This window comes from Mesorhizobium sp. M1399 (assembly GCF_040317735.1).
Taxonomy (GTDB): domain Bacteria; phylum Pseudomonadota; class Alphaproteobacteria; order Rhizobiales; family Rhizobiaceae; genus Mesorhizobium.
The window spans coordinates 1-21,024 of the sequence record NZ_JAMYKZ010000016.1; the positions used below are offsets into that span (position 1 = coordinate 1).

Annotated in this window: 20 protein-coding genes and 2 pseudogenes; 12 read left to right on the forward strand and 10 right to left on the reverse strand. The window is 64.3% G+C overall.

Annotation, left to right across the window (positions count from 1 at the left end; genetic code table 11):
* Positions 1-175 precede the first annotated feature (175 nt).
* Complete coding sequence (locus NKH05_RS25120) at positions 176-1,168, reverse strand: adenosine kinase (protein WP_353026299.1); 993 nt, start codon at positions 1,166-1,168, stop codon at positions 176-178.
* A 218-nt stretch (positions 1,169-1,386) separates the two neighbouring features.
* Here NKH05_RS25120 and NKH05_RS25125 point away from each other — a divergent pair.
* Positions 1,387-2,276, forward strand: a pseudogene (locus tag NKH05_RS25125) (DMT family transporter).
* Between the two features lie 78 nt (positions 2,277-2,354).
* Entirely contained in the window at positions 2,355-3,050 is a 696-nt protein-coding gene (locus tag NKH05_RS25130; protein ID WP_352484924.1) for a sulfate transporter family protein, read from the forward strand.
* On the opposite strand, the gene NKH05_RS25135 is transcribed toward NKH05_RS25130, so the two are convergent.
* The 4 genes from NKH05_RS25135 to NKH05_RS25150 all read right to left on the reverse strand — a co-directional run bounded on the left by NKH05_RS25135 (position 3,047) and on the right by NKH05_RS25150 (position 6,281).
* On the reverse strand, positions 3,047-4,045 hold the full coding sequence (locus NKH05_RS25135) for a proline racemase family protein (RefSeq protein ID WP_352484926.1): 999 nt from the start codon (positions 4,043-4,045) through the stop codon (positions 3,047-3,049). The two genes, NKH05_RS25130 and NKH05_RS25135, sit on opposite strands and share 4 nt — an antisense overlap.
* 14 nt (positions 4,046-4,059) lie before the next feature.
* Complete coding sequence (locus NKH05_RS25140) at positions 4,060-4,863, reverse strand: isocitrate lyase/PEP mutase family protein (RefSeq protein ID WP_352484928.1); 804 nt, start codon at positions 4,861-4,863, stop codon at positions 4,060-4,062.
* A 77-nt stretch (positions 4,864-4,940) separates the two neighbouring features.
* The gene (locus tag NKH05_RS25145) at positions 4,941-5,795 is read right to left on the reverse strand and encodes a hypothetical protein (RefSeq protein WP_353026302.1); all 855 of its coding nucleotides are present in this window, start codon (positions 5,793-5,795) and stop codon (positions 4,941-4,943) included.
* A gap of 75 nt (positions 5,796-5,870) precedes the next feature.
* Positions 5,871-6,281: an SRPBCC family protein gene (locus NKH05_RS25150; RefSeq protein ID WP_353026303.1), complete on the reverse strand. Its 411-nt coding sequence runs from the start codon at positions 6,279-6,281 to the stop codon at positions 5,871-5,873.
* A gap of 81 nt (positions 6,282-6,362) precedes the next feature.
* On the opposite strand from NKH05_RS25150, the gene NKH05_RS25155 reads away from it, so the two are divergent.
* Positions 6,363-6,947 carry a TetR/AcrR family transcriptional regulator gene (locus NKH05_RS25155; RefSeq protein ID WP_352716824.1) on the forward strand — a complete coding sequence of 195 codons (585 nt, stop codon included), beginning with the start codon at positions 6,363-6,365 and terminating at the stop codon, positions 6,945-6,947.
* 31 nt (positions 6,948-6,978) lie between these two features.
* On the opposite strand, the gene NKH05_RS25160 is transcribed toward NKH05_RS25155, so the two are convergent.
* From NKH05_RS25160 to NKH05_RS25170, 3 genes are all read right to left on the reverse strand, one after another.
* Positions 6,979-7,635 carry an HAD family hydrolase gene (locus tag NKH05_RS25160; protein ID WP_023717929.1) on the reverse strand — a complete coding sequence of 219 codons (657 nt, stop codon included), beginning with the start codon at positions 7,633-7,635 and terminating at the stop codon, positions 6,979-6,981.
* A 13-nt stretch (positions 7,636-7,648) separates the two neighbouring features.
* Positions 7,649-8,134, reverse strand: coding sequence for a dUTP diphosphatase (gene dut, locus NKH05_RS25165; protein WP_023717930.1), 486 nt, complete (start codon positions 8,132-8,134; stop codon positions 7,649-7,651).
* Positions 8,135-8,218: 84 nt separating this feature from the next.
* A complete protein-coding gene (locus tag NKH05_RS25170) occupies positions 8,219-8,689 on the reverse strand; it encodes an Lrp/AsnC family transcriptional regulator (protein WP_023717931.1) in 471 nt (156 codons plus the stop codon).
* A gap of 115 nt (positions 8,690-8,804) precedes the next feature.
* Between NKH05_RS25170 and NKH05_RS25175 the strand changes: the two genes are divergently transcribed.
* The 3 genes from NKH05_RS25175 to NKH05_RS25185 all read left to right on the forward strand — a co-directional run bounded on the left by NKH05_RS25175 (position 8,805) and on the right by NKH05_RS25185 (position 11,356).
* Positions 8,805-9,020, forward strand: coding sequence for a DUF6356 family protein (locus NKH05_RS25175; protein ID WP_023717932.1), 216 nt, complete (start codon positions 8,805-8,807; stop codon positions 9,018-9,020).
* A gap of 5 nt (positions 9,021-9,025) precedes the next feature.
* Positions 9,026-9,826 (forward strand): class II glutamine amidotransferase, encoded by an 801-nt coding sequence (locus tag NKH05_RS25180; RefSeq protein WP_353026305.1) that lies wholly within the window; start codon positions 9,026-9,028, stop codon positions 9,824-9,826.
* A gap of 156 nt (positions 9,827-9,982) precedes the next feature.
* On the forward strand, positions 9,983-11,356 hold the full coding sequence (locus tag NKH05_RS25185) for an amidase (RefSeq protein WP_353026307.1): 1,374 nt from the start codon (positions 9,983-9,985) through the stop codon (positions 11,354-11,356).
* On the opposite strand, the gene NKH05_RS25190 is transcribed toward NKH05_RS25185, so the two are convergent.
* Positions 11,350-12,426 carry an NAD(P)/FAD-dependent oxidoreductase gene (locus NKH05_RS25190; protein ID WP_353026309.1) on the reverse strand — a complete coding sequence of 359 codons (1,077 nt, stop codon included), beginning with the start codon at positions 12,424-12,426 and terminating at the stop codon, positions 11,350-11,352. The two genes, NKH05_RS25185 and NKH05_RS25190, sit on opposite strands and share 7 nt — an antisense overlap.
* A gap of 117 nt (positions 12,427-12,543) precedes the next feature.
* Between NKH05_RS25190 and NKH05_RS25195 the strand changes: the two genes are divergently transcribed.
* The 4 genes and pseudogenes from NKH05_RS25195 (at position 12,544) to NKH05_RS25210 (ending at position 17,052) form a co-directional block, all read left to right on the forward strand.
* Positions 12,544-13,134: a TetR/AcrR family transcriptional regulator gene (locus NKH05_RS25195; RefSeq protein WP_353026311.1), complete on the forward strand. Its 591-nt coding sequence runs from the start codon at positions 12,544-12,546 to the stop codon at positions 13,132-13,134.
* A 40-nt stretch (positions 13,135-13,174) separates the two neighbouring features.
* Positions 13,175-14,064: pseudogene (locus NKH05_RS25200) on the forward strand (haloalkane dehalogenase).
* Positions 14,065-14,151: 87 nt separating this feature from the next.
* On the forward strand, positions 14,152-15,744 hold the full coding sequence (locus NKH05_RS25205; protein ID WP_352484942.1) for a peptide chain release factor 3: 1,593 nt from the start codon (positions 14,152-14,154) through the stop codon (positions 15,742-15,744).
* 216 nt (positions 15,745-15,960) lie between these two features.
* Complete coding sequence (locus NKH05_RS25210) at positions 15,961-17,052, forward strand: ISAs1 family transposase (protein WP_353026313.1); 1,092 nt, start codon at positions 15,961-15,963, stop codon at positions 17,050-17,052.
* Positions 17,053-17,090: 38 nt separating this feature from the next.
* On the opposite strand, the gene NKH05_RS25215 is transcribed toward NKH05_RS25210, so the two are convergent.
* A complete protein-coding gene (locus NKH05_RS25215) occupies positions 17,091-17,564 on the reverse strand; it encodes a VOC family protein (RefSeq protein ID WP_023717939.1) in 474 nt (157 codons plus the stop codon).
* Between the two features lie 282 nt (positions 17,565-17,846).
* On the opposite strand from NKH05_RS25215, the gene ilvD reads away from it, so the two are divergent.
* Both ilvD and NKH05_RS25225 read left to right on the forward strand, forming a co-directional pair.
* Positions 17,847-19,691, forward strand: coding sequence for a dihydroxy-acid dehydratase (gene ilvD, locus NKH05_RS25220; RefSeq protein WP_352548904.1), 1,845 nt, complete (start codon positions 17,847-17,849; stop codon positions 19,689-19,691).
* A 28-nt stretch (positions 19,692-19,719) separates the two neighbouring features.
* Positions 19,720-20,994, forward strand: a complete 1,275-nt coding sequence (locus tag NKH05_RS25225) for an amidohydrolase family protein (protein ID WP_352495764.1) — start codon at positions 19,720-19,722, stop codon at positions 20,992-20,994.
* Positions 20,995-21,024 lie beyond the last annotated feature (30 nt).

A 21,024-nucleotide genomic window follows, 5' to 3' on the forward strand; every position in this document is an offset into this window, starting at 1 on the left:
ATCGGTCGAGCGGCGAAGTGCCGCCCACAAGCTTGGTGCCTAGAAAAGCCTCCGCCAAGCTCAACTGGCCCGTCTGCTTCACTGCCATCGCGATTCCCTCAGAGCGTCCACCTCAGAGAATCACAATCAGCGAATTACGCAACAGGCCCACAAGGGGAGAAGGAAAGAGGTGTCGCTACAGCAGCCCCGCCTGCTCGGCCTCGCGGCGCAGATTCTGGCGTGGCCTTGGGCCGATCTGCTGGATGACCAGCCCGGCGGCCAGCGAGCCGAGATCACCGCACTGCTTCAGGCCGCGGCCTTGCGTGTAGCCGTAGAGGAAGCCGGCGGCGTAGAGGTCGCCGGCGCCTGTCGTGTCGACCAGCTCGCGGATCCTGGTCGCCTCGATGGTGACGGTCTCGTCGCGGCGCACGATGACCGAGCCCTTTTCCGAACGGGTGACAATGGCGATCTTGCAGTCCCTGCGGATCTGCGCCAGCGCCTCGTCGAAGGACGCGGTCTGGTAGAGCGACTTGATCTCGTGGCTGTTGGCAAAGACGATATCGACGGTGCCGGAGCGCATCAGGTCGAGGAATTCGTCGCGGTAGCGGTCGACGCAGAACGAGTCCGACAATGTCATCGACACTTCGCGCCCGGCGGCATGGGCGAACTTCGCCGTCTGCCGGAACGCTTCCTTGGCGCGCGGCGGGTCCCACAGATAGCCCTCGAAATAGGTGACGGCGGCGCCCGACGCCTTGTCGGCCTCAACATCCTCCGGGCCGAGCTCGACGCAGGCGCCGAGATAGGTGTTCATCGAGCGCTCGCCGTCCGGCGTGACGAAGATCATCGAGCGCGCCGTCGGCGGTTCGCCATCGAGCGGTTTTGTGTCGAAGGCGACGCCCTGGGCATGCATGTCATGCGCGTAGATTTTGCCGAGCGCGTCGTTGGAGACCTTGCCGAAGAAAGCGGCGCGACCGCCGAAGGAGGCGACGCCCGCCGCCGTGTTGCCGGCGCTGCCGCCCGAGGCTTCAATGGCCGGGCCCATGCGGGTGTAGAGCAGTTCGGCGCGCCTCGTGTCGATCAAATTCATCGCGCCCTTGATGATGCCGTTGGTCTCCAGGAACGCCTCATCGCACTGGGCGATGATGTCGACGATGGCATTTCCGATACAAAGCACGTCATAGTCCGGCATCAATTCATGTCTCCGCCAAAAACCCACCGGCTTTCTGCCATGCCGGGCGCGGGCGGGTCTAGCGGTTTGATGCGGCTTTGCCTAGTCGACAATGCGACGATCCGACGAATGTCAGCATAGCCACCATCGTTGGATGGCGGCCGAAGCATTTCTCGCGTGCCTGGCTTACAAGCATGGCTGAGATGAGCGATGCCCAGAGGTCCCCGCCGGCCATGTCTATGAAAACCGACACGAGGATCGAGCTGGTGCTGCTCGTCGTGTTGGCAGTGCTCTGGGGTGCATCCTACAGCTTCATCAAGATCGGCGTTGCGACGATCCCGCCGGTGACGCTGATCGCCGCGCGAACCCTGATCGCGGGTGGCATCCTGCTTGCCCTGATCCGCTGGCGCGGGCTGACCTTGCCGGGTGATGCCACAAGCTGGCGCCGGTTGCATTCCAGGCATGCCTCAACAGCGTCGTGCCGTTCACGCTGATCGCTTGGGCCGAGCGCTCGCTGGATGCCGGGCTGGCCACGATCCTGAATGCGACCTCGCCGATCTTTACCTTCTTGCTGACCGCCCTCATCACCCGCCACGAACCGTCGACCATGCGCAAGCTGTTTGGCGTCGCGGCGGGAATAGCCGGAATATGCCTCGTTGTCGGCGCCCCGGCGCTTGGCGGCCTCGGACAGCAATTGTTACCGCAACTTGCCGTGATCGCGGCGACGATCTGCTATGCCGGCGCGGCCGTTTTCGGCCGCGGCTTCAGGGGGCTCGACCCGATGGTGCCGGCCGCCGGTTCGATGCTCTGCGGCGCCGCGATGCTGATCCCCTTGAGCCTTGCGTTCGACCAGCCATGGACCTTGGCGCCGTCGACAGCTTCGATCCTTGCGCTGCTCGGGCTTTCGGTGTTTTCAACCGCGCTGGCCTTTTGCATCTATTTCCGTCTCCTCCACACGCTGGGCTCCGTCGGCACCACCTCGCAAGCCTATCTGCGGGTGCCGATCGGCGTTGCTATCGGAGCCGTGTTCCTTGGCGAAAGCCTTGGTCCGAGCGCGTGGTGGGGAATGGCCCTGGTCGTCGTCGGCGTGGCGGCGATGACCATTCCCCAGGCGAAGGTCGCGCGCTAGGGCGCTTGCAGCCTACGCTGTCTCCGCCTATTCGGAGATATCAGCCACGGGCATGTTTGACATGGAATTGGAAACGCCGTGATCCTCGACGCCGCCCGCGCCGCCTTGAGCCGGCTGTTCTCGCCCGAATTCCGTTCCGTGTTCGTGAAGACGCTGGGGCTGACCTTGCTGACGCTGGCGGCACTTTGGTTCGGGATCAAGGGCCTGTTCGACTGGCTGGCCTGGCCATGGATCGATGCATGGCTGCCCAGCCTGCCCTCCTGGGCCGGATGGCTGGGCGCCGTCGTCGCCGGCATCGGCCTTGCGCTGGGCTTGGCGCTGCTCATCGCGCCGGTGACGGCGATCATCGCTGGCCTGTTCCTCGACGACGTCGCCGAAGTCGTCGAGCGCACCGACTATCCCAACGATCCGCCCGGCCGCGCAGTGCCGGCGCTGCGCTCGCTGGTGCTGGCGATCAGGTTCTTCGGCGTCGTCATCCTCGGCAACATCGTCGCCCTGCTGCTTCTGCTGGTGCCAGGCATCAATATCGCCGCCTTCTTCGTCGTCAACGGTTATCTGCTCGGGCGCGAGTTCTTCGAGTTCGCCGCCATGCGTTTTCGCCCGGAGGCCGAGGCCAAGGCGCTGCGCAGGAAGCACGCGGTCACCGTGTTCCTGGCCGGGCTGGTTGTCGCCGCCTTCCTCGCCGTGCCGCTGCTCAACCTTCTGACGCCGCTGTTCGCCGCCGCCATGATGGTGCACCTGCACAAGGCGATCTCGGCGCGGGATGATGCTTAGCGCAGCAGAAAGCCGCGCCCCAGTTCGTCGTCGTCCTCGACAATGAATTCGGCCCGCCCTGAGTAGTAAGCGCGGCCGCCGACGCGGGCGATGATGGCGTCATGCGGCCCGGCTTTGGCCGTGCGCACGACCGCGCCGGAAAAGCGCGAGCCGGCGATGCTCTCGAACAGCCGTGTCCGGCCAATCTCGATCTGGCCCTTGGCGTGCATGGCCGCCAGCCGCGCGGTGACGCCCGAGCCGGTCGGCGAACGGTCGACCTCGGCTTCGGCGAAAACGCAGATGTTTTTGGTCGGCGTATCGGAGATCGCATCCTGTCCGTCGGTCAGGATGGTGCCGTAGAGAAAGGCGAGATCGGCATGGTCGGGATGCGACAGCGGCAATTCGGCCTTGAGCTTATTGGTCAGCGCCGTCGCTGCATCGACGAAATCGCGCACCCGGTTCCTGCCGAATTCCAGCCCGAACTGGCGGCAGTCGGCCAGCGCATAGAAGGCGCCGCCATAGGCGATGTCGAAGCCGACTGCGCCGTAGCCCGGCAGCTCGATCCGCTGGTCGCGGGCAAACAGAAACGCCGGCACGCTTTCGAATGACACCGCACCGGCCTTGCCATCCCTTACCTCGACCGCAGCCGAAATCAGCCCGCATGGCGCCTCGATATTGACCGTCGTCATCGGCTCGCGTGGCGCCACCAGCCGCTCGTCGACGGCATAGCGGCCGAGCGCGACGATGGCGTGGCCGCACATCGTCGAATAGCCTTCATTGTGCATGAACAGCACCGCGAGGTCGGCGCCCGGCAGGTCAGGCTCCACCAGCAGCGCGCCATACATGTCGTAATGGCCGCGCGGCTCGAACATCAGGATCTTTCTGAGATGATCGAGATGGTCGCGCACATAGGCACGCCTTTCGAGAATCGTGCCCTTGGGAATGTCGGGGTAGCCGCCGGTGACGATCCGCAGTGGCTCGCCGCCGGTGTGCATGTCGACGACGGTGAGCGTCATTCGCCGGGGCCTACCTAGGCTGAAGATTTGGCAAACAGCGCCTGCAGCTTGCCGAATGGCATGGCGGCGCGGGTGAAGCCGAACGTGCCGTCCTGCTGGATCTCGCGCGCCGCGGTCTCCAGCATGCCGAAGGCGAAATTGGTGAGCCATGGGCCGAGCGAGACGCGCTTTACCCCCGCCATGGCCAGGTCGGCGATGGTGAAGCCAGGCCGGGCCATGACGTTGACCGGCCTGGTCAGCGCCGAGCAGACGGTCCGCACCGTCTCGATGTCGCTCAGCCCTGGTGCATAGAGCACGTCGGCGCCGGCTTTCTCGAACGCCTGCAGCCTCTTGATCGTATCGTCGAGGTCGGGCTTGCCCCACAGGAAATTCTCGGCCCGCGCGGTGAAGACGAAATCGCGTTTCAGCGCCCGTGCCGCTTCCGCCGCCGCCGCGACGCGCTCGACCGCATGCGAAAAATCATAGATCGGCTTGTCGGGCTCGCCGGTATGGTCCTCGATCGAGCAGCCGGCGAGGCCAGCCGCCTCGGCGGCGAAGATCGTCTCGCCGGCACTTGTCGCGCTGTCGCCCTTGCCCTTTTCGAGATCCGCCGAAACCGGCAGCCCGGTCGCCGCCGACACTTCACGGCAATGGTGGATCATCGCCTCGAACGTCACCGCGCCATCGGGCAGGCCGCGCGAAAAGGCAAAACCGGCGCTGGTCGTCGCCAGCGCCTTGAAGCCGAACGAGGCCAAAAGCTTGGTCGTGCCGACGTCCCAGGAATTGGCCATCACGAAGATCGAGGCATGCAGGTCGCGAAAAATCTTGCCCTTATCCATGGATGCTCCCCTCCAGTGCAGAATGTGAGGCAAATTCTAGCCCGGCGGAACGCGCCGGGCAAACAAATGCGGTTGGCTCAGAAGCGTTTGGCGTTCTCTTCTGCCAATCGGTCCAGCGCGTCGGAATCCTTGACGTAGTGCGAAGCGTTTTTGTCCCAATGATAGGTGACGGAAATGTTGCGCGAAGACGCCGCTGGCGGCTGCTGGCCGTCGCAGCTTTCTTCGCCCGGTACCGTCGCGTCGGTCACCGTAACCTTGATGGCTGCATAGGGCTGGCCGTCGGCAATCGCCTGGAACGCCGCATTCTGGGTCCTTCGGTTGGTGCAGAGGTTTTCGTCGAACGTATAGATCATGTCGATCAGCTCGAACCTGTCGCTGCGGACCATGATCAGCGGCGTGATCCCATAGCCCTGACTCGAATTGAAATGCATGCTCATGCTGATGATGGCGTCGTCACCAGGCCCGATCGGCAGCTTGCCCGGATCGCGAAGATAGGTGATGCGGTCGACAGCGACATTGACCGCGTCGAGCAGGGCCGGCTTGCCGGTGATGTCGTAGAGTGCCAGCACGGCATAGCCCTCGGCACTGTCAGGCGAGTCGCCGAGGTCGAACAGCATGGTCAGCCGCTCCTTGCCGCCGGCCTTGATGCCGAGCACGCCGGCGTTGGAAAGACCCGACGTCGCCGGCGGCGAGCCGTCGTAGTCCGGACCAGCGATGTGGCGCATCTCGATCGGCATCGAACCCCGGAAAAAGCCGTCCTTGTCCGCGGCCAGATCGGGAATGACCATCCTGGCGAGATCGAGATAGGTGACATCGCCGTGGCCAGGGACGGCGCTGCCGAGCTCCGGCAAGCTGACGGCCTCCGCTCTGCCCGTCCAAAGACAAGGCAGCAGCAGGCAGGCAAAGATGAAACGAAGCAGGGAGAAGGTCATGCGCGCGCTCGTTATGTCGGGCGCGCGCAAGCTAGAGCATTTTGCGGCCAAGGGGAAACACCTGGCGTTGCCTCACTATGTTGGCTTGGCTTCGGTCGCCAGGGTCTGCTGGAAAACCGGCACCAGGTGATCCATGGCGGCTGCGAGCCACGCGCCGAGTTCGTCGGGCAGAGTGTCGTGGATCCAGACCAGGCGGCTCCGGCCCTCGCCCTCGGCAAAGACCTGCATGGAAGTGTTATCGTGGGTGACCTCGTCGCCGAGCCATCCCCACACGATCCGCCGGCTCTGCTCGTCGCGAGCGATGAGCCGCTCTCGCACAATCTTGCCGTCGGCGAACATAAGGGCCCGCACCTCGCCCTCCTCCACCCGGCAGTCGACGAAAACGCCTGGGGCTATCCGTTGGGCGCCGCCGGCGAAGTCGCCGACTGTCGCCCATACGCTTTCCGGTGGAGCATCTACGATGATTTCCCTGACTATCGAAGCCATGTTTCGCCTTCCTTCGTTAACAGGTAGACCTGTCTGTCTACATGTGTAGATATACAGACCTGTCTGCTATACAGTCAAGGCATGTCCACAGCCCGAATCAACGATCGCCCCGAAAGCCTTGCGCGCCGCCGCATCCTCGATACGGCGACCGCGCTGTTTTGTCTGGAGGGGGTCCGTGCAGTCGGCATCGACCGCATTATCGCCGAAGCCGGCGTTGCCAAGGCGACGTTCTATCATCACTTCGCGGCCAAGGACGACCTCGTCCGCGCCTACATCGAGGAGGTCAGCAAGGGAGGACGGGCGGCCATCGCGAGACTTGGCCGGCGGCCACCTCGCCAGATGATCCTTGCCATATTCGATCTCATCGCCGATGCGGCGGATCAGCCGGGCTACCGCGGCTGCCCGTTCCAGAATGCCGCTGCCGAATACCCCGATCCCAGCAGCCCGGTTCGCCAGGCGATCGATAAGCATCGTCACTGGAAGTGGGGCATCCTAAGGGATCTGCTGATCGCGGACGCAAATTCCCATCCGGACCGCACCGCGGACGCGCTAACGGTGGCGGCGGACGGACTCCTTGTCGTCAGTCATCTCGACAGGCCGGCCAATCTGCGCAGTCTTATACGCGACACGGTCGACCGAGTACTTGGAGCGTCACGCCCGGTCTGAGATCGAGCGCGTACAGCCTGCGCAAAGGCGATTAGTGGATCGGCACCAGCCCGGCCAGTTCACGCATGTCGTCGAACAGGATGCCGCCGGCTTCGCTCAGTCCGTCGCGGTCGGAAAGCGGGTCGCCGTGGTAGGAATAGACGCGCATGCCGGCGGCGATGCCGGCTGCCGTCCCGGCGACGCTGTCCTCGATGACGATGCAATCGGCGGGCGCGAAGCCCATCGTCGCTGCCGCATGCAGGAAGAGGTCGGGGAACGGCTTGCCACGCGAGACCATGGTCGAGCTGAACAGCGCATGCTCGAACAGCGGCAGCAGCCCGGTCAGACCGAGTGTGATGTGCATTTTCGATACCCGTGCCGACGAGGCGACGCAGGTGGCGATGCCGGCGGCGTGCACGGTTTCGATGAACTCGCGAACGTAGGGGATGGCCTCGACGCCATGCGCGAACAGGTCCGGCAGGCCGGCGTTCCAGCGCTCGACAAAATCGGCGCCGAGGCTGACGCCGGTCGCCTCGACTTCCTTCTGCACCGAGACCATGCTGCGGCCGGAGAAATTCTTGCGGCAATATTCGAAGCTGGCCGGAAAGCCTGCCGCGCTCAACCATTCGGCGAGGCGCCGGTTGGCCAGGTTCTCGGTGTCGACCAGAACCCCGTCGCAATCGAAGATGACGAGCTTGGGGATCTTCATTTCGCCGCGCTCATCAGGCCGTGCCGGTCGATCCGAAGCCACCGGAGCCGCGCGTTGTGCCGCCGGCCAATGTGCGCTCCTCGACGGTCGCCTGCGTCACCGGGGCGAAGACGATCTGGGCAATCCGCATGCCGCGCGTTACCGCGAAATCCTCGTCGCCGAGATTGATCAGCAGCACCTTGACCTCGCCGCGATAGTCGCTGTCGATGGTGCCGGGCGTGTTGAGGCAGGTGAGCCCGTGCTTGAAGGCGAGGCCCGAACGCGGCCGGACCTGGCCTTCGACGCCCTCGGGAATTTCCAGGACCAGGCCGGTCGGCACCAGTGCGCGCTTTCCCGGCAGGATCAAGAGCGGCCTGTCGTCCGGGACGGCGGCGCGCAGGTCCATGCCGGCGGCGCCCGAGCTCTCATAGGCGGGAAGCGGCAATCCCTCGCCATGCGGCAGCCTGACGAAGCCGACAGCCGGACCGATGACGGAGGTGGGATAAAGTGCTGCGCGCATAAGGCTGATCCTATCGTCGCGAACGCCGGTCCAGTCAACTCGGCGACAATGCTATCAACGGCTTTCTTTCAGCGCAGTTCCGCCTCAGCGCAGTTCCATCGGAACGATCGTGGTCTCCTTGATCTCTTCCATGACGAACGAGGCCGAAACGTCCGACAACGCCACCTTGGCGATCAACCGCTGATAGAGCCGGTCATAGGCTTTGACGTCGGCGACACGGGCGCGCAAGACATAGTCGAGATCGCCGGACATGCGGTAGGCGCCGGTGATCTCGGCAAAGCCGGTCACCGCCGCCCGGAATTTTTGCAGCCAGTCGGGATCGTGATTCGAGGTGCGGATCAGGATGAACACGGAAAGGCCGAGCCCGAGCTTGTCGGCGTCGACCAGCGCCACGCGGCCGGTGATGACGCCGTCTTCCTCCAGCCGCTTGACCCGGCGCCAGCAGGCATTGCGCGACAGCGATATTCTTGCCGAGAGCTGGTCGACGGACAGCGTGCCGTCGCGCTGCAGCTCGGCCAGCAATCTCCGGTCTATTTCGTCGATTTCCGGCGTCATGTGGGATGTTTGTCCCAAAATTCAGCCTTTCACAAGGACAATTTGGGACCGATGAACCGAACACCCATGCCAGGATATTCATCGTCGGCTCTTCATGCTGGCAGGAGGGACCGACATGACCGCACGGCTCGCAAGACTTTTCACCTCTCACCCGGCTGCGGTCGGCGAGAGTTATTTCGGCCATATGGCTTTCGCCGCATGGTTCTCGTCGCGATTGTTCATGGCGGCTTTTGCCGCGCTCATTCATGCTTTCTTGCCGTTTCTGTTCGAGACCACGGCAAGCGGCATCATCCGTGAGCTCTACGAGCGGACGCATAACAGGGGACGTTAGGCGCTATGTGCCGGTGGGCCGCCTATCTCGGCGAAGCCGTCTTTCTCGAAGACATCGTCACGGCGCCCTGCCACTCGCTGATCGCCCAGAGCCACTGCGCCCAGGAAGCCAAATCGCCGACCAATGGCGATGGTTTTGGCTTGGCCTGGTATGGCGACCGACCGGAGCCCGGCCTCTATCGCGACATCCTGCCGGCCTGGTCGGACCCCAATCTGAAAAGCCTGTGCCGGCAGATCAAGTCAGGCCTGTTCCTCGCCCATGTCCGTGCTTCGACCGGTGGCGCCACCAGCCGCATGAACTGTCATCCGTTCATTTCGGGCCGCTGGTCGTTCATGCACAATGGCCAGATCGGCGGCTTCGAAAAGATCCGTCGCGCGCTGGAGAATTCGCTCTCCGACGCCGCCTTCGACCAGCGTGAGGGCGCCACGGATTCGGAACTGTTCTTTCTGATGATGACCGAAGAGGACCTGGCAGGTGATCCGCAGGGCGCCGTATCGCGCGCCATCAGCCGCGTCATCGACGCCTCGCGCCGCGGCGGCTTCGAGCCGGCGCTGAAATTGACGGCGGCTTTTTCCGACGGACAATCGCTTTACGCGGTGCGCTATACGAGCGACGGCCACGCGCCGACGCTCTACACGTCCGCCTTCCCCAATGGCGGAGGCCGTTGCGTCGTGTCGGAACCCTTCGACCGCGACGGCAGCGACTGGCAGGCGATTCCGCCCTCGAGCTTCGTCACCATCGGCAGAGACGGCATGAGCATTCGTCCGTTTGTGCCCGCCGCGGCAAAGCTGGCGCTGGCCGTGTAGATTCCTCGCTACGCGTCGCAGGACAGCGTCGATTGCAACAGGCAGCGCAATTCCGATCAAGCACCGCCTGTCCTCGAATGCTGAACTCGGCTTGAAGACGCGCCGTTGCCCGCCATTTGGTGAGGCTGGCGCCGCTGGCAAGCCGGAGTATTGGTCATGGACCTCGCCTTTTCCTCCGCCACAGAATTGGTTGCCGCCATTCGTGACCGCAAGATTTCCGCTATGGAAGCGCTGGACGCGCATCTGGCGCAGATCGACAGGCACAATGAGGCGGTCAATGCCGTCGTAACCCTCGATCGGGAAGGTGCGCGGCAGCGCGCCGGCAAGGCCGACGAAGCGCAGGCGCGCGGCGAAGCCCTTGGGCCGCTGCACGGCGTGCCGTTCACACTGAAGGACACGCACGAAACCGCGGGCATGAGAACCACTGTCGGCTTCCCGGCCTTCGCCGACCATCTCGTGACGGCAGACAGTCCAGTCGTTGCACGGCTGAAGGCGGCAGGCGGCATATTGGTGGGCAAGACGAACGTGGCGACAATGCTTAGTGACTGGCAGTCGAGCAATCCGCTGTTCGGCCGTACCGGCAATCCTTGGGACCTCCAGCGCACCGCCGGCGGCTCCAGTGGCGGTGCGGCGGCGGCGCTCAGCGCTGGAATGACGCCGTTCGAGGTCGGCACCGACATGCAGGATTCGATCCGGCTGCCCGCTGCCTTTTGCGGCGTCTACGGCCTCAAGCCGACCGAGCACCGCGTCTCGCTCGCCGGCGCCTTCCCCAATCCAGGCGGGGCGCCGCGCAGCGTGAGGCTGATCTCCTGCCTCGGACCGATGGCGCGCAGCGTCGAAGACCTGGTGCTGATCTACCGCCTTATTGCCGGGCCGGATGGAAGCGACACCGACCTCGCGCCGATACCGGTCGAAGATATGCCGGAGCTGGATCTGACGACGCTGCGCATTGCCTTCGCGCCGTTCTTCCCAAGTTTTCCGGTGGCGGGCGAGATCAGTGCGGCGGTCGAAAGCCTGGCAAAGGAGCTTCAGGCGGCAGGCGCGATTGTCGCGCCAGCAAGTTTGCCGAAGCTCGACCTGCATGACGACCTGGAGCAAGGCGGTGCGCTGATCGGCATGATGCTGGAGGCGGCGCAGCCCGAACCACCGGAGAAGCCGACGCCGGTCTCGCGCTGGTTCGAGGCGCTCGCCCGCCGCGACCGCTCCATCCTGGCGTGGGATCGGTTCTTCGACGGTTGCGACGCCTTGCTGTGCCCGGTCGCAATGGTCACCGCCTTCCCGCATTGCGAGCCGGGAACGCCGATCGAGGTCGACGATAGCGAGCAAAGCTACTGGATGCTGCCGGCCTATGGCGCGGTGTTCAACTACAGCGGCCATCCCGCACTGTCGCTGCCCCGCGGACAGGACAGCAATGGCCTGCCCATCGGACTACAGCTTGTTGGCAAACGCTGGTCGGAGTCGCGCCTGCTCGGGATCGCCAGGGCAATCGAGCCGCTGGCCGGCGGCTTTCGCCGCCCGCCCGGTTATTGAGTAAACCGCGCCAGCCCGTAGGGATCAAGCAGCGGATCGCGATCGCCGTCGAGGATCTCGCGGGCGGCGAACAGGCCGACGGCCGGTGCCAGCGTGATGCCGGAATGCATGACGGCGACGTAGACGCCGCCCCCGCCTTCGGCGCGGCCGATGATCGGAAAGCCGTCGACCGGCGTCGGCCGGTAGCCAATGGTGTGGAAATCGAGTTCCAGCCCATCTGCGCCGCGCAGCATGGCCTTCATCGCCGCAAACAGGTCGCGGGCGGTCGCCGCGGCATCCATGCCGGGATCGGCGCCGCCGAAATCCGAGCCGGCGATGATGCGGCCTTCCGCGGTCTGGCGCATATGCAGTCGGTGGCCGATCACCAGGCCGTTGAGCAGCTTTTGGTAGGGGCGCGAATGCACGATCAGGCCGGGCGGTGTCCCGATCGGCAGTTCTATCCCGGCTGTTGCCGCTAGTGCCGGAGAGCCGGCTCCGGCCGCGATCACCACCTCGTCGGCAACAATCCGCCCGGCGGATGTGTCGACACCGGAGACCTGGCCGTTGGCCCGCACAAGCGCGGTCGCGGTAACTCCTGTCAGCAGCCGCGCGCCGCGCCGTTCGACGTCGGCCAGCAGTGCTTGCGTGGCGGCGACCGGCTCGGCGACACCTTCCTCGGCGACATAAAGGGCGAAATCGGGAAGTTCGGTCAGATTGGGCTCGATGCGCGCAGCTCCGGCACGGTCGACACGCTCGATGCCGTAGCCCCAGGCGGAGTGCTCGGCCGCATAGGCCTCAAGTTCGGGACGTGGCAGGTCCCAGCACAGGCCGCCGCACCATTGCAACGGGATGCCGGGCACCTCGTTCGCCAGTCGCGTCCATTCGGCCATCGACCGAATGCGCAGCCGGAAATAGGGCTCCGGATTGCCCCAGCTGGCATTGATCCAGGCAAAGGAATTCGGCGTCGCGACGCCGCCGGCGCCGCTGCCGGCAATGACCGTCACCTTTGCTCCGGCCTTGGTCAGGTGCCAAGCGATGGAGGCGCCCATGATGCCGGCGCCGGTGACAATCACTTCTTTCGCCTCTGTCATGCTTCACTCCTCGTTCCAACGCCACCACCGCGATGCCATTGCCCGTGGGTTCTGCCAAGAGCGCGCGGTATCAAATATGCTTCTTGACTTTAATACGTACGTACGTATTGTATCGATATGGCCAGACATTCACTTCGCGAAAAACTTCTCGACGCCGGTTTCAAAACCATCTGGAATTCCGGCTATTCGTCCGCCGGCGTACGCGACATCGTCGCCGCGGCCGATGCCCGCCCGGGGTCCTTCACCAATCATTTTGCCTCCAAGGAGGCGTTCACCGGCGAGGTGCTGGACCGCTATTTCGCCTATGTGAGCGGCTTGGTGGAGCAGGCCCTCGCCCGAGACGGCACGCCCCCGGTCGGGCGCTTGCGCCGCTATCTCGAAATCATCACGTCGAAGCTGGAGGCGCATGATTGGGCACGGGGCTGCATGATCGGCAATCTCAGCCTCGAGACGGCGGCTCACAGTGAGGCGCTGAGGCTGCAACTCGTCGCCATTTTCGAACGCTGGTGTAAGCCCTTTGCCGAATGCATCGCCGAAGGCCAGGCGGCCGGCGATATCACCGACGCGTTCGATGCCGAGGATCTCGCCGATTTCCTTTTGAGTTCCTGGCAAGGCGCGATGCTGCGCATGAAGGTGGAGCGCAGTCCCGAGCCGCTCGAGCGTTTCAAGAATATCGTCTTCAAAACAGTCTTCGCAAAAAGGAGCTGATCCGATGAACCCGAAACTCGAAAAGCAGCAATCCCGCACAATGTTGCCGCGCTCGCAAGTCGCGGTACTCGATTCCACCATCTCCTATGTCGAGGCAGGCACGGCTGGCCCGACGGTAATCTTCCTGCATGGCAACCCGACGTCATCCTACGTCTGGCGCGACATCATCCCGCATGTGGCGCCGTTCGGCCGCTGCATCGCACCCGACCTGATCGGCTATGGCCAGTCCGGCAAGCCGGACATCGACTATCGCTTCTTCGACCACGTCCGGTATCTCGATGCTTTCATCGAGGCGCTTGGCGTCGCCGACATGGTGGTCGTCGCGCAGGACTGGGGCACCGCACTCGCCTTCCATCTCGCGACCCGGCGGCCGCAGCGGATCCTCGGACTCGCCTTCATGGAATTCATCCGCCCCTTCGAGAGCTGGGACGATTTCCACCAGCGTCCGCAGGCGCGCGAATTGTTCAAGGCAATGCGCACGTCTGGCGTCGGTGAGAAACTTGTCTTGGAAGACAACGTCTTCGTCGAAAGGGTGCTGCCGGCCGCTGTGCTGCGCACGATGAGCGATGAGGAAATGGCCGCCTACCGGGCGCCGTTCCCGACACCGCAATCGCGCAAGCCGATTCTGCGGCTGCCGCGCGAACTGCCGATCGAAGGCCAGCCGCCGATGTCGCCGCCATCAGCGAGCACGACCATCGGGCGCTCCGGGCTTCCTCCTACCCAAAGCTGCTTTTCTCAGGCGATCCCGGCGCCCTCGTCTCGCCGCAGGCGGCCCGGGAATTCGCGGCTGGGCTGAAGAATTGCCGCCTGATCGATCTCGGACCCGGCGCGCATTATCTGCAGGAGGACCATGCCGACAAGATCGGCACCGCAATTGCCGAGTGGATTCCCGAGATAGCCACTGAGAGCCGTGCGACCGAACCGGCCTGACGCCGGAGCATGGCCACTGCCAGCGGAGAGGTCGACAGCTCTGCACTCCGCTGCTAGAAGCCCGGCCTCACACGGAAATCCTGAAAAATGTCCGAAATGATTACAGAAGCGGTATCGCGCCGCCGCACTTTCGCGATCATCGCGCACCCCGACGCCGGCAAGACCACGCTCACCGAAAAGTTGCTTTTGTTCGGCGGCGCGATCCAGCTTGCCGGCGAGGTCAAGGCCAAGAAGGACCGTATCCAGACCCGCTCCGACTGGATGAAGATCGAGCGCGAGCGCGGCATTTCGGTGGTCACCTCGGTGATGACGTTCGAATATGAGGACACTGTCTTCAACCTGCTCGACACGCCAGGCCACGAGGATTTCGCCGACGACACCTATCGCACGCTGTCGGCGGTCGACAGTGCGGTCATGGTCATCGACGCCGCCAAGGGCATCGAGCCGCGCACGCTGAAACTGTTCGAGGTCTGTCGGCTGCGCGACATCCCGATCATCACCTTCGTCAACAAGATGGACCGCGAAAGCCGCGACCCGTTCGATATCCTCGACGAGATCGAGCAGAAGTTGGCGCTGGACACAGCACCGATCACCTGGCCGATCGGCCGCGGCAAGACCTTTTCCGGCACCTACCATCTGGCGCTGAACGCGGTGCGCAAGGGCGACGCCGAAAAGGAGCGCACGCCGGTCCACGGCCCCGATTCCAACCGCGTTGCCGGCCTGCTGCCGGAGAACGAGCGCGAGGCTTTCATCGAAGAGCTGGAGCTGGCGCGCGAAGCCTGCCGCCCGCTCGACCTCGATGCCTTCCGCGAGGGCCATCTGACGCCGGTCTATTTCGGCTCGGCGCTGCGCAATTACGGCGTGCGCGACCTGATCGAGGCGCTCGGCGCCTATGGGCCGCCGCCGCGTGCGCAGGAGGCCGACAGCCGCAAGGTCGAGGCGACCGAGGACAAGATGACGTCCTTCGTCTTCAAGATCCAGGCCAATATGGACCCCAACCACCGCGACCGCATCGCCTTCGTCCGGGTCTGCTCCGGCAAGCTCGAGCGCGGCATGAAGGCCAAGCTGGTGCGCACGGGCAAGCCGATGAGCCTGTCGGCGCCGCAATTCTTCTTCGCCCGCACCCGCGTCACCGCCGACGAGGCGTTTGCCGGCGATGTCGTCGGCATCCCCAACCACGGCACGCTGCGCATCGGCGACACGCTGACCGAGGGCGAGGAGATCCTGTTTCGCGGCGTGCCGAATTTCGCGCCTGAAATCCTGCGCCGCGTTCGCCTCGGCGACGCGATGAAAGCCAAGAAACTCAAGGAGGCGCTGCATCAGATGGCCGAGGAAGGCGTCGTGCAATTGTTCTCGCCGGAGGACGGCTCGCCGGCCATCGTCGGTGTCGTCGGCGCCCTGCAGCTCGACGTGCTAAAGGAGCGGCTGAACTTCGAATACACGCTGCCGGTCGATTTCGAGATGTCGCGCTTTTCCGTCTGCCGCTGGATATCGGCCGACGACAGGGCCGAACTCCAGCGCTTCATCGAAGCGCATCGCGGCGACATCGCCCGCGACCTCGACAATGATCCAGTGTTCCTCGCCCAGCACGCCTTCTCGCTAAACTACGAAGCCGAACGCTGGAAGGCGATCCGCTTCGCGGCGGTGAAGGATTACCAGGTCCGCGACAGAGCGGCTTGATGCGGCGCTTTCCTTCTCCCCTTGCGGGAGAAGGTGTCGCCGAAGGCGACGGATGAGGGGTGTTCCAGGAAACACCAACGTCTCATTCCGTCCAACACCCCTCAACCGTCTCGGCGCCTTGCGCCGATCCACCTTCTCCCCTTACAGGGCAGGGGAATCGCATATGGCGATTTTGGGGTTGAGTTTAGGCTGAGAAAGGATTCTTTGGAGAGGCAGTTGAGCGAAGGAGCGACTGCCATTTCCTGCCTCGAGAGCTACTTTGGCGCGGTGCCTGATCCACGCGCGCCCAACGCCACGCACCGGCTTGGCGACCTGATCGTGATGATGATCGCAGCAAGCCTGTGCGGCGCCAGCAATGCGACGGAATTTGCCCTGCTCGCGCAGGAGCGCAAGCAGGCGCTGTCGCGGCTGATCGACTATGACGCAGCCCCCAGCCACGACACCTTCTCGCGGCTGCTGCGCCTGCTCGACCCGGAGGCCTTCGGTCGCGCCTTTGCTGCCTTTGCCGCAGCTTTCGCCCGAACCAGCCGAGAGACGCCCGAGGTGGTGTCGCTTGACGGCAAGGCTTTGCGGCGGGCCTACGAGAAGGGCTTGGCAGCCAGTCCGCCGTTGACGGTGTCGGCCTTCGCCGCCGAGACCCGGCTGTGCCTGGCGGCAGTCTCGCCGAGCGATGGTGAGAACGAAGTCGAGGCCGCGCTCAAGGTCGTCGAACTCATTGATCTTACGGGCCGATTGGTCACCGCCGATGCGCTCCACTGCCACACCCGCATGGCTGCGGCCATTACCCAAAGAGGTGGCGATTACCTGCTTGCGCTGAAGGGCAACCGTCGTCATTGGCTGCGCCGCGCCAACCTGCAACTGGCCGACGCCACCCCTTCCATTGCCGAGCGCACCGAGACCAGCCACGGCCGCAACGAGTGGCGGCAGGCCGAGATCGTGGCGGCGGCCGAGCCGCTGATGCCTCGCCACCAGGCCTTCATCCGCATCACCAGCCGGCGCGATCAGGCCAGACCTTTGATGCGCCTGTTCATGGCCTCCACGCTCATGTCGCCGCAGCGGGCGCTCGACCTCACCAGAGCTCATTGGCAGATCGAGAACGGCCTGCATTGGATGCTCGATGTCCATCTCGATGAGGATCTCAGCCGTGCCCGCAAGGGCAATGCTCCCGCCAACACAGCCCTTCTCAATCGCCTCGCCAGAAACATCCTTCAGGCCGCCGATGCTGCCAAAGTTCCCATCAGCCATCGCATCAAGAAATGCGCCTGGAACGACGACTATCTCATCAATGCCATCACTCATATGCGATAGCCCTGCCTTACAGGGGGAGAAGGGAAGATCGCGTTCGTTCACGCCTTGGCCGCCTCTTCGATCTTGGCGACGTCGATCTTGGTCATCTGCATCATCGCCTGCATCACGCGGCCGGCCTTTTCCCTGTCGGGGTCCAACAGCAGTTTGGGCAGCTGCTCGGGAACGACCTGCCAGGAGAGGCCGAATTTGTCCTTCAGCCAGCTGCACTGGCTGGGCTCGCCACCGCCCGCGATGAGCCTGTCCCAGAAATAGTCGACCTCTTCCTGCGTCTTGCAGTCGATGGAGAGCGAGACCGCCTCGGTGAACTTGAATTGCGGGCCGCCGTTGAGGGCCTGGAACGGAACGCCGTCGAGCTCGAATGAGACCATCAGCACCTTGCCCTCACGATCGCCGCTGCCCTTGGGCCAGCGCATCACGCTCAGCACCTTCGAATTCTTGAAGATGGAAACGTAGTGGTTCATGGCCTCCTCGGCCTGGTCGTCGAACCACAGGCAGGTGGTGATCTTTTGCATTCTCTTGCTCCTCGGGCTGGTTTGTTTGCTTTCGAAACGGCCGGCTGGTGATTGATGCCCCGCTCCTGCCGTCTGCCCAAGGACGCTCGAGTAAAACACGATCCGACAGCACCTCTGACTTTTTTGCGGTCTGGACCGGCTGCGTCTTTGGCTGGCCGTTCGTTCCGCTACCTGGCGCAGCGCAAAATTGTGGCCAGACCAGAGCGTGGCGTCTATAAGGCCTGCGGCTCAATTCCGGTTTTCCGCACCTTTGGGTGCGACGCAGACAGCAAGGACAGTTCAATGCCCGCCTACCGTTCCCGCACCACCACCCATGGCCGCAACATGGCCGGCGCCCGCGGCCTGTGGCGCGCCACCGGGATGAAGGATTCGGATTTCGGCAAGCCGATCATCGCCGTGGTCAATTCCTTCACCCAGTTCGTGCCGGGCCACGTCCATCTCAAGGACCTCGGCCAGCTGGTTGCCCGCGAGATCGAGAAGGCCGGCGGCGTCGCCAAAGAATTCAACACCATCGCCGTCGACGACGGCATCGCCATGGGCCATGACGGCATGCTGTATTCGCTGCCGTCGCGCGAATTGATCGCCGATTCCGTCGAATACATGGTCAACGCGCATTGCGCAGACGCCATGGTCTGCATCTCGAATTGCGACAAGATCACGCCGGGCATGCTGATGGCGTCGCTGCGCCTCAACATCCCGACTGTCTTCGTCTCCGGCGGACCGATGGAGGCCGGCAAGGTGGTGCTCGCCGGCAAGAGCCAGGCGCTCGACCTAGTCGACGCCATGGTCGCCGCCGCCGACGACAAGATCTCCGACGAGGACGTCAAGATCATCGAGCGCTCGGCCTGCCCGACCTGCGGCTCGTGCTCGGGCATGTTCACCGCCAATTCGATGAACTGCCTGACCGAGGCGCTCGGCCTCTCGCTACCCGGCAACGGCTCGACGTTGGCGACGCACGCCGACCGCAAGCGCCTGTTCGTCGAGGCCGGCCATCTGATCGTGGATCTCGCCCAGCGCTATTACGAGCAGGACGACGACACCGCGCTGCCGCGCAGCATCGCCTCGAAGGGCGCCTTCGAGAACGCCATGACGCTCGACATCGCCATGGGCGGTTCGACCAACACCGTGCTGCACATCCTTGCCGCAGCACATGAGGGCGAGGTCGACTTCACCATGGAGGACATCGACCGGCTGTCGCGGCGGGTACCGGTGCTTTGCAAGGTGGCTCCGGCCAAGGCCGACGTCCACATGGAGGATGTCCACCGCGCCGGCGGCATCATGGCGATCCTCGGCCAGCTGGATAGCGCCGGGCTGATCAACCGCGACCTGCCGACGGTGCACACCGCGAGCCTCGGCGAAGCGCTCGACCACTGGGATATCTCGCGCACCACCAGCCAGAATGTCCGCGATTTCTTCCTGGCGGCACCCGGCGGCGTGCCGACGCAAGTCGCGTTCAGCCAGGACCGCCGCTGGGATGATCTCGATCTCGACCGCGAGAAAGGTGTCATCCGCTCGGCCGAACATCCTTTCTCAAGGGATGGTGGCCTCGCCGTGCTGAAAGGCAATCTCGCATTCGACGGCTGCATCGTGAAGACTGCCGGCGTCGATGAATCGATCCTGAAATTCACCGGTCCGGCAAGAGTGTTCGAAAGCCAGGACGCCAGCGTCAAGGCGATCCTGTCGAACGAGGTCAAGGCCGGCGATGTCGTCGTCATCCGCTATGAAGGGCCGCGCGGCGGCCCCGGCATGCAGGAAATGCTCTATCCGACCAGCTATCTTAAATCGAAGGGTCTCGGCAAAGCCTGCGCACTGATCACCGACGGGCGCTTTTCCGGCGGCACCTCCGGCCTGTCGATCGGCCACGTCTCGCCGGAAGCGGCGGAAGGCGGGCTGATCGGGCTGGTCAGGGAAGGCGACACGATCGAGATCGACATCCCCAACCGCACCATCCGGCTGGCTGTCGACGACGCGGAACTCATCGCCCGTCGCGCGGCGATGGAGGCGAAGGGAACGGCTGCCTGGAAGCCCGAGGAAAAGCGCAAGCGCAAGGTGACGATGGCCTTGCGCGCCTATGCGGCGATGGCAACCAGTGCTGCCAAGGGTGCGGTGCGGTACGTGCCGGAATAGGCATCATTCTTCAACGAGGTGGCGATAAATGGATTTCGACCTTGTGGTGCGCGGCGGGACGCTGCCCGACGGCAGGATCGCCGATATCGGCATCGTCGGCGAGACGATCGCGGCGATCGAGCCTGAGCTCAACATCAGCGCCGGCACGGCGATCGATGCCCATGGCAATCTGGTCTCGCCGCCTTTCGTCGATCCGCATTTCCATATGGACGCCACGCTTTCGCTCGGCATTCCCCGCATCAATGTCTCGGGCACGTTGCTCGAAGGCATTTCTCTGTGGGGCGAGCTGAAGCCGCTTCTGACCCACGAGGCGGTGCGCGACCGTGCGCTTGCCTATTGCGACTGGGCGGTGTCGATGGGCCTGCTCGCCATCCGCACCCATGTCGATGTCTGCGACGATCGCCTGCTGGCGGTGGAAGCGCTGCTCGACGTGAAGAAGACGGTTGCGCCGTATATCGACCTGCAATTGGTCGCCTTCCCGCAGGACGGGTTTTACCGCTCGCCGACGGCGCGCGACAACACCACCCGCGCGCTCGACATGGGCGTCGATGTCGTCGGCGGCATCCCGCATTTCGAGCGCACCATGGCCGACGGTACGCGCTCCGTCACCGAGCTCTGCGAGATCGCGGCCGAGCGCGGCCTGATGGTCGACCTGCATTGCGACGAGACCGACGATCCGCTGTCGCGCCACGTCGAGCAGCTTGCCTATGAGACGCAGCGGCTTGGATTGCAGGGCAGAGTGGCCGGCTCGCACCTCACCTCGATGCATTCGATGGATAATTACTACGTCTCGAAGCTGTTGCCGCTGATCGCCGAGGCCGGCGTTTCGGCGATCCCCAATCCGCTGATCAACATCATGCTGCAGGGCCGCCACGACACCTTTCCCAAGCGCCGCGGCTTGACGCGGGTCAAGGAAATGCTGGCGCACGGGATCCGCGTCGGCTGGGGCCAGGATTGCGTGCTCGACCCCTGGTATTCGCTGGGCACCGCAGACATGCTCGACGTCGCCTTCATGGGCCTGCATGTCGCGCAGATGTCGAGCCCAGCCGAGATGGCGCGCTGTTTCGACATGGTCACCAACGTCAATGCCGCCATCATGGGTCTCGACCACCTTGGCCTGGCCGTCGGCAAGCGCGCCAGCCTGGTCGTTCTCGATGCCGGCAACCCGCTCGAGGCGCTGCGCCTGCGCCCCGAGCGGCTCTGCGTCATTGCCAAAGGCAAGGTGGTGGCCGAGCGGAGCCGGCAGGACACGCGGCTTTCGATCGCCGGAAGGCCGGGCACCGTGAATCGGCGCCACGCTTAGACCAGCCGATTTCCGGCGCTGGTCTTACCG

Excerpts from the sequence above, each read along its gene's own strand:
- NKH05_RS25135 (WP_352484926.1), bottom strand. The coding sequence starts at position 4,045 with ATGACGCTCACCGTCGTCGACATGCACACCGGCGGCGAGCCACTGCGG.
- NKH05_RS25160 (WP_023717929.1), bottom strand. The coding sequence starts at position 7,635 with ATGAAGATCCCCAAGCTCGTCATCTTCGATTGCGACGGGGTTCTGGTC.
- NKH05_RS25120 (WP_353026299.1), bottom strand. The coding sequence starts at position 1,168 with ATGCCGGACTATGACGTGCTTTGTATCGGAAATGCCATCGTCGACATC.
- NKH05_RS25205 (WP_352484942.1), top strand. The coding sequence starts at position 14,152 with ATGTCCGAAATGATTACAGAAGCGGTATCGCGCCGCCGCACTTTCGCG.
- NKH05_RS25215 (WP_023717939.1), bottom strand. The coding sequence starts at position 17,564 with ATGCAAAAGATCACCACCTGCCTGTGGTTCGACGACCAGGCCGAGGAG.
- NKH05_RS25195 (WP_353026311.1), top strand. The coding sequence starts at position 12,544 with ATGGCCAGACATTCACTTCGCGAAAAACTTCTCGACGCCGGTTTCAAA.
- NKH05_RS25180 (WP_353026305.1), top strand. The coding sequence starts at position 9,026 with ATGTGCCGGTGGGCCGCCTATCTCGGCGAAGCCGTCTTTCTCGAAGAC.
- NKH05_RS25155 (WP_352716824.1), top strand. The coding sequence starts at position 6,363 with ATGTCCACAGCCCGAATCAACGATCGCCCCGAAAGCCTTGCGCGCCGC.
- ilvD (WP_352548904.1), top strand. The coding sequence starts at position 17,847 with ATGCCCGCCTACCGTTCCCGCACCACCACCCATGGCCGCAACATGGCC.
- NKH05_RS25225 (WP_352495764.1), top strand. The coding sequence starts at position 19,720 with ATGGATTTCGACCTTGTGGTGCGCGGCGGGACGCTGCCCGACGGCAGG.
- NKH05_RS25140 (WP_352484928.1), bottom strand. The coding sequence starts at position 4,863 with ATGGATAAGGGCAAGATTTTTCGCGACCTGCATGCCTCGATCTTCGTG.
- dut (WP_023717930.1), bottom strand. The coding sequence starts at position 8,134 with ATGCGCGCAGCACTTTATCCCACCTCCGTCATCGGTCCGGCTGTCGGC.
- NKH05_RS25145 (WP_353026302.1), bottom strand. The coding sequence starts at position 5,795 with ATGACCTTCTCCCTGCTTCGTTTCATCTTTGCCTGCCTGCTGCTGCCT.
- NKH05_RS25170 (WP_023717931.1), bottom strand. The coding sequence starts at position 8,689 with ATGACGCCGGAAATCGACGAAATAGACCGGAGATTGCTGGCCGAGCTG.
- NKH05_RS25185 (WP_353026307.1), top strand. The coding sequence starts at position 9,983 with ATGGACCTCGCCTTTTCCTCCGCCACAGAATTGGTTGCCGCCATTCGT.
- NKH05_RS25150 (WP_353026303.1), bottom strand. The coding sequence starts at position 6,281 with ATGGCTTCGATAGTCAGGGAAATCATCGTAGATGCTCCACCGGAAAGC.
- NKH05_RS25190 (WP_353026309.1), bottom strand. The coding sequence starts at position 12,426 with ATGACAGAGGCGAAAGAAGTGATTGTCACCGGCGCCGGCATCATGGGC.
- NKH05_RS25175 (WP_023717932.1), top strand. The coding sequence starts at position 8,805 with ATGACCGCACGGCTCGCAAGACTTTTCACCTCTCACCCGGCTGCGGTC.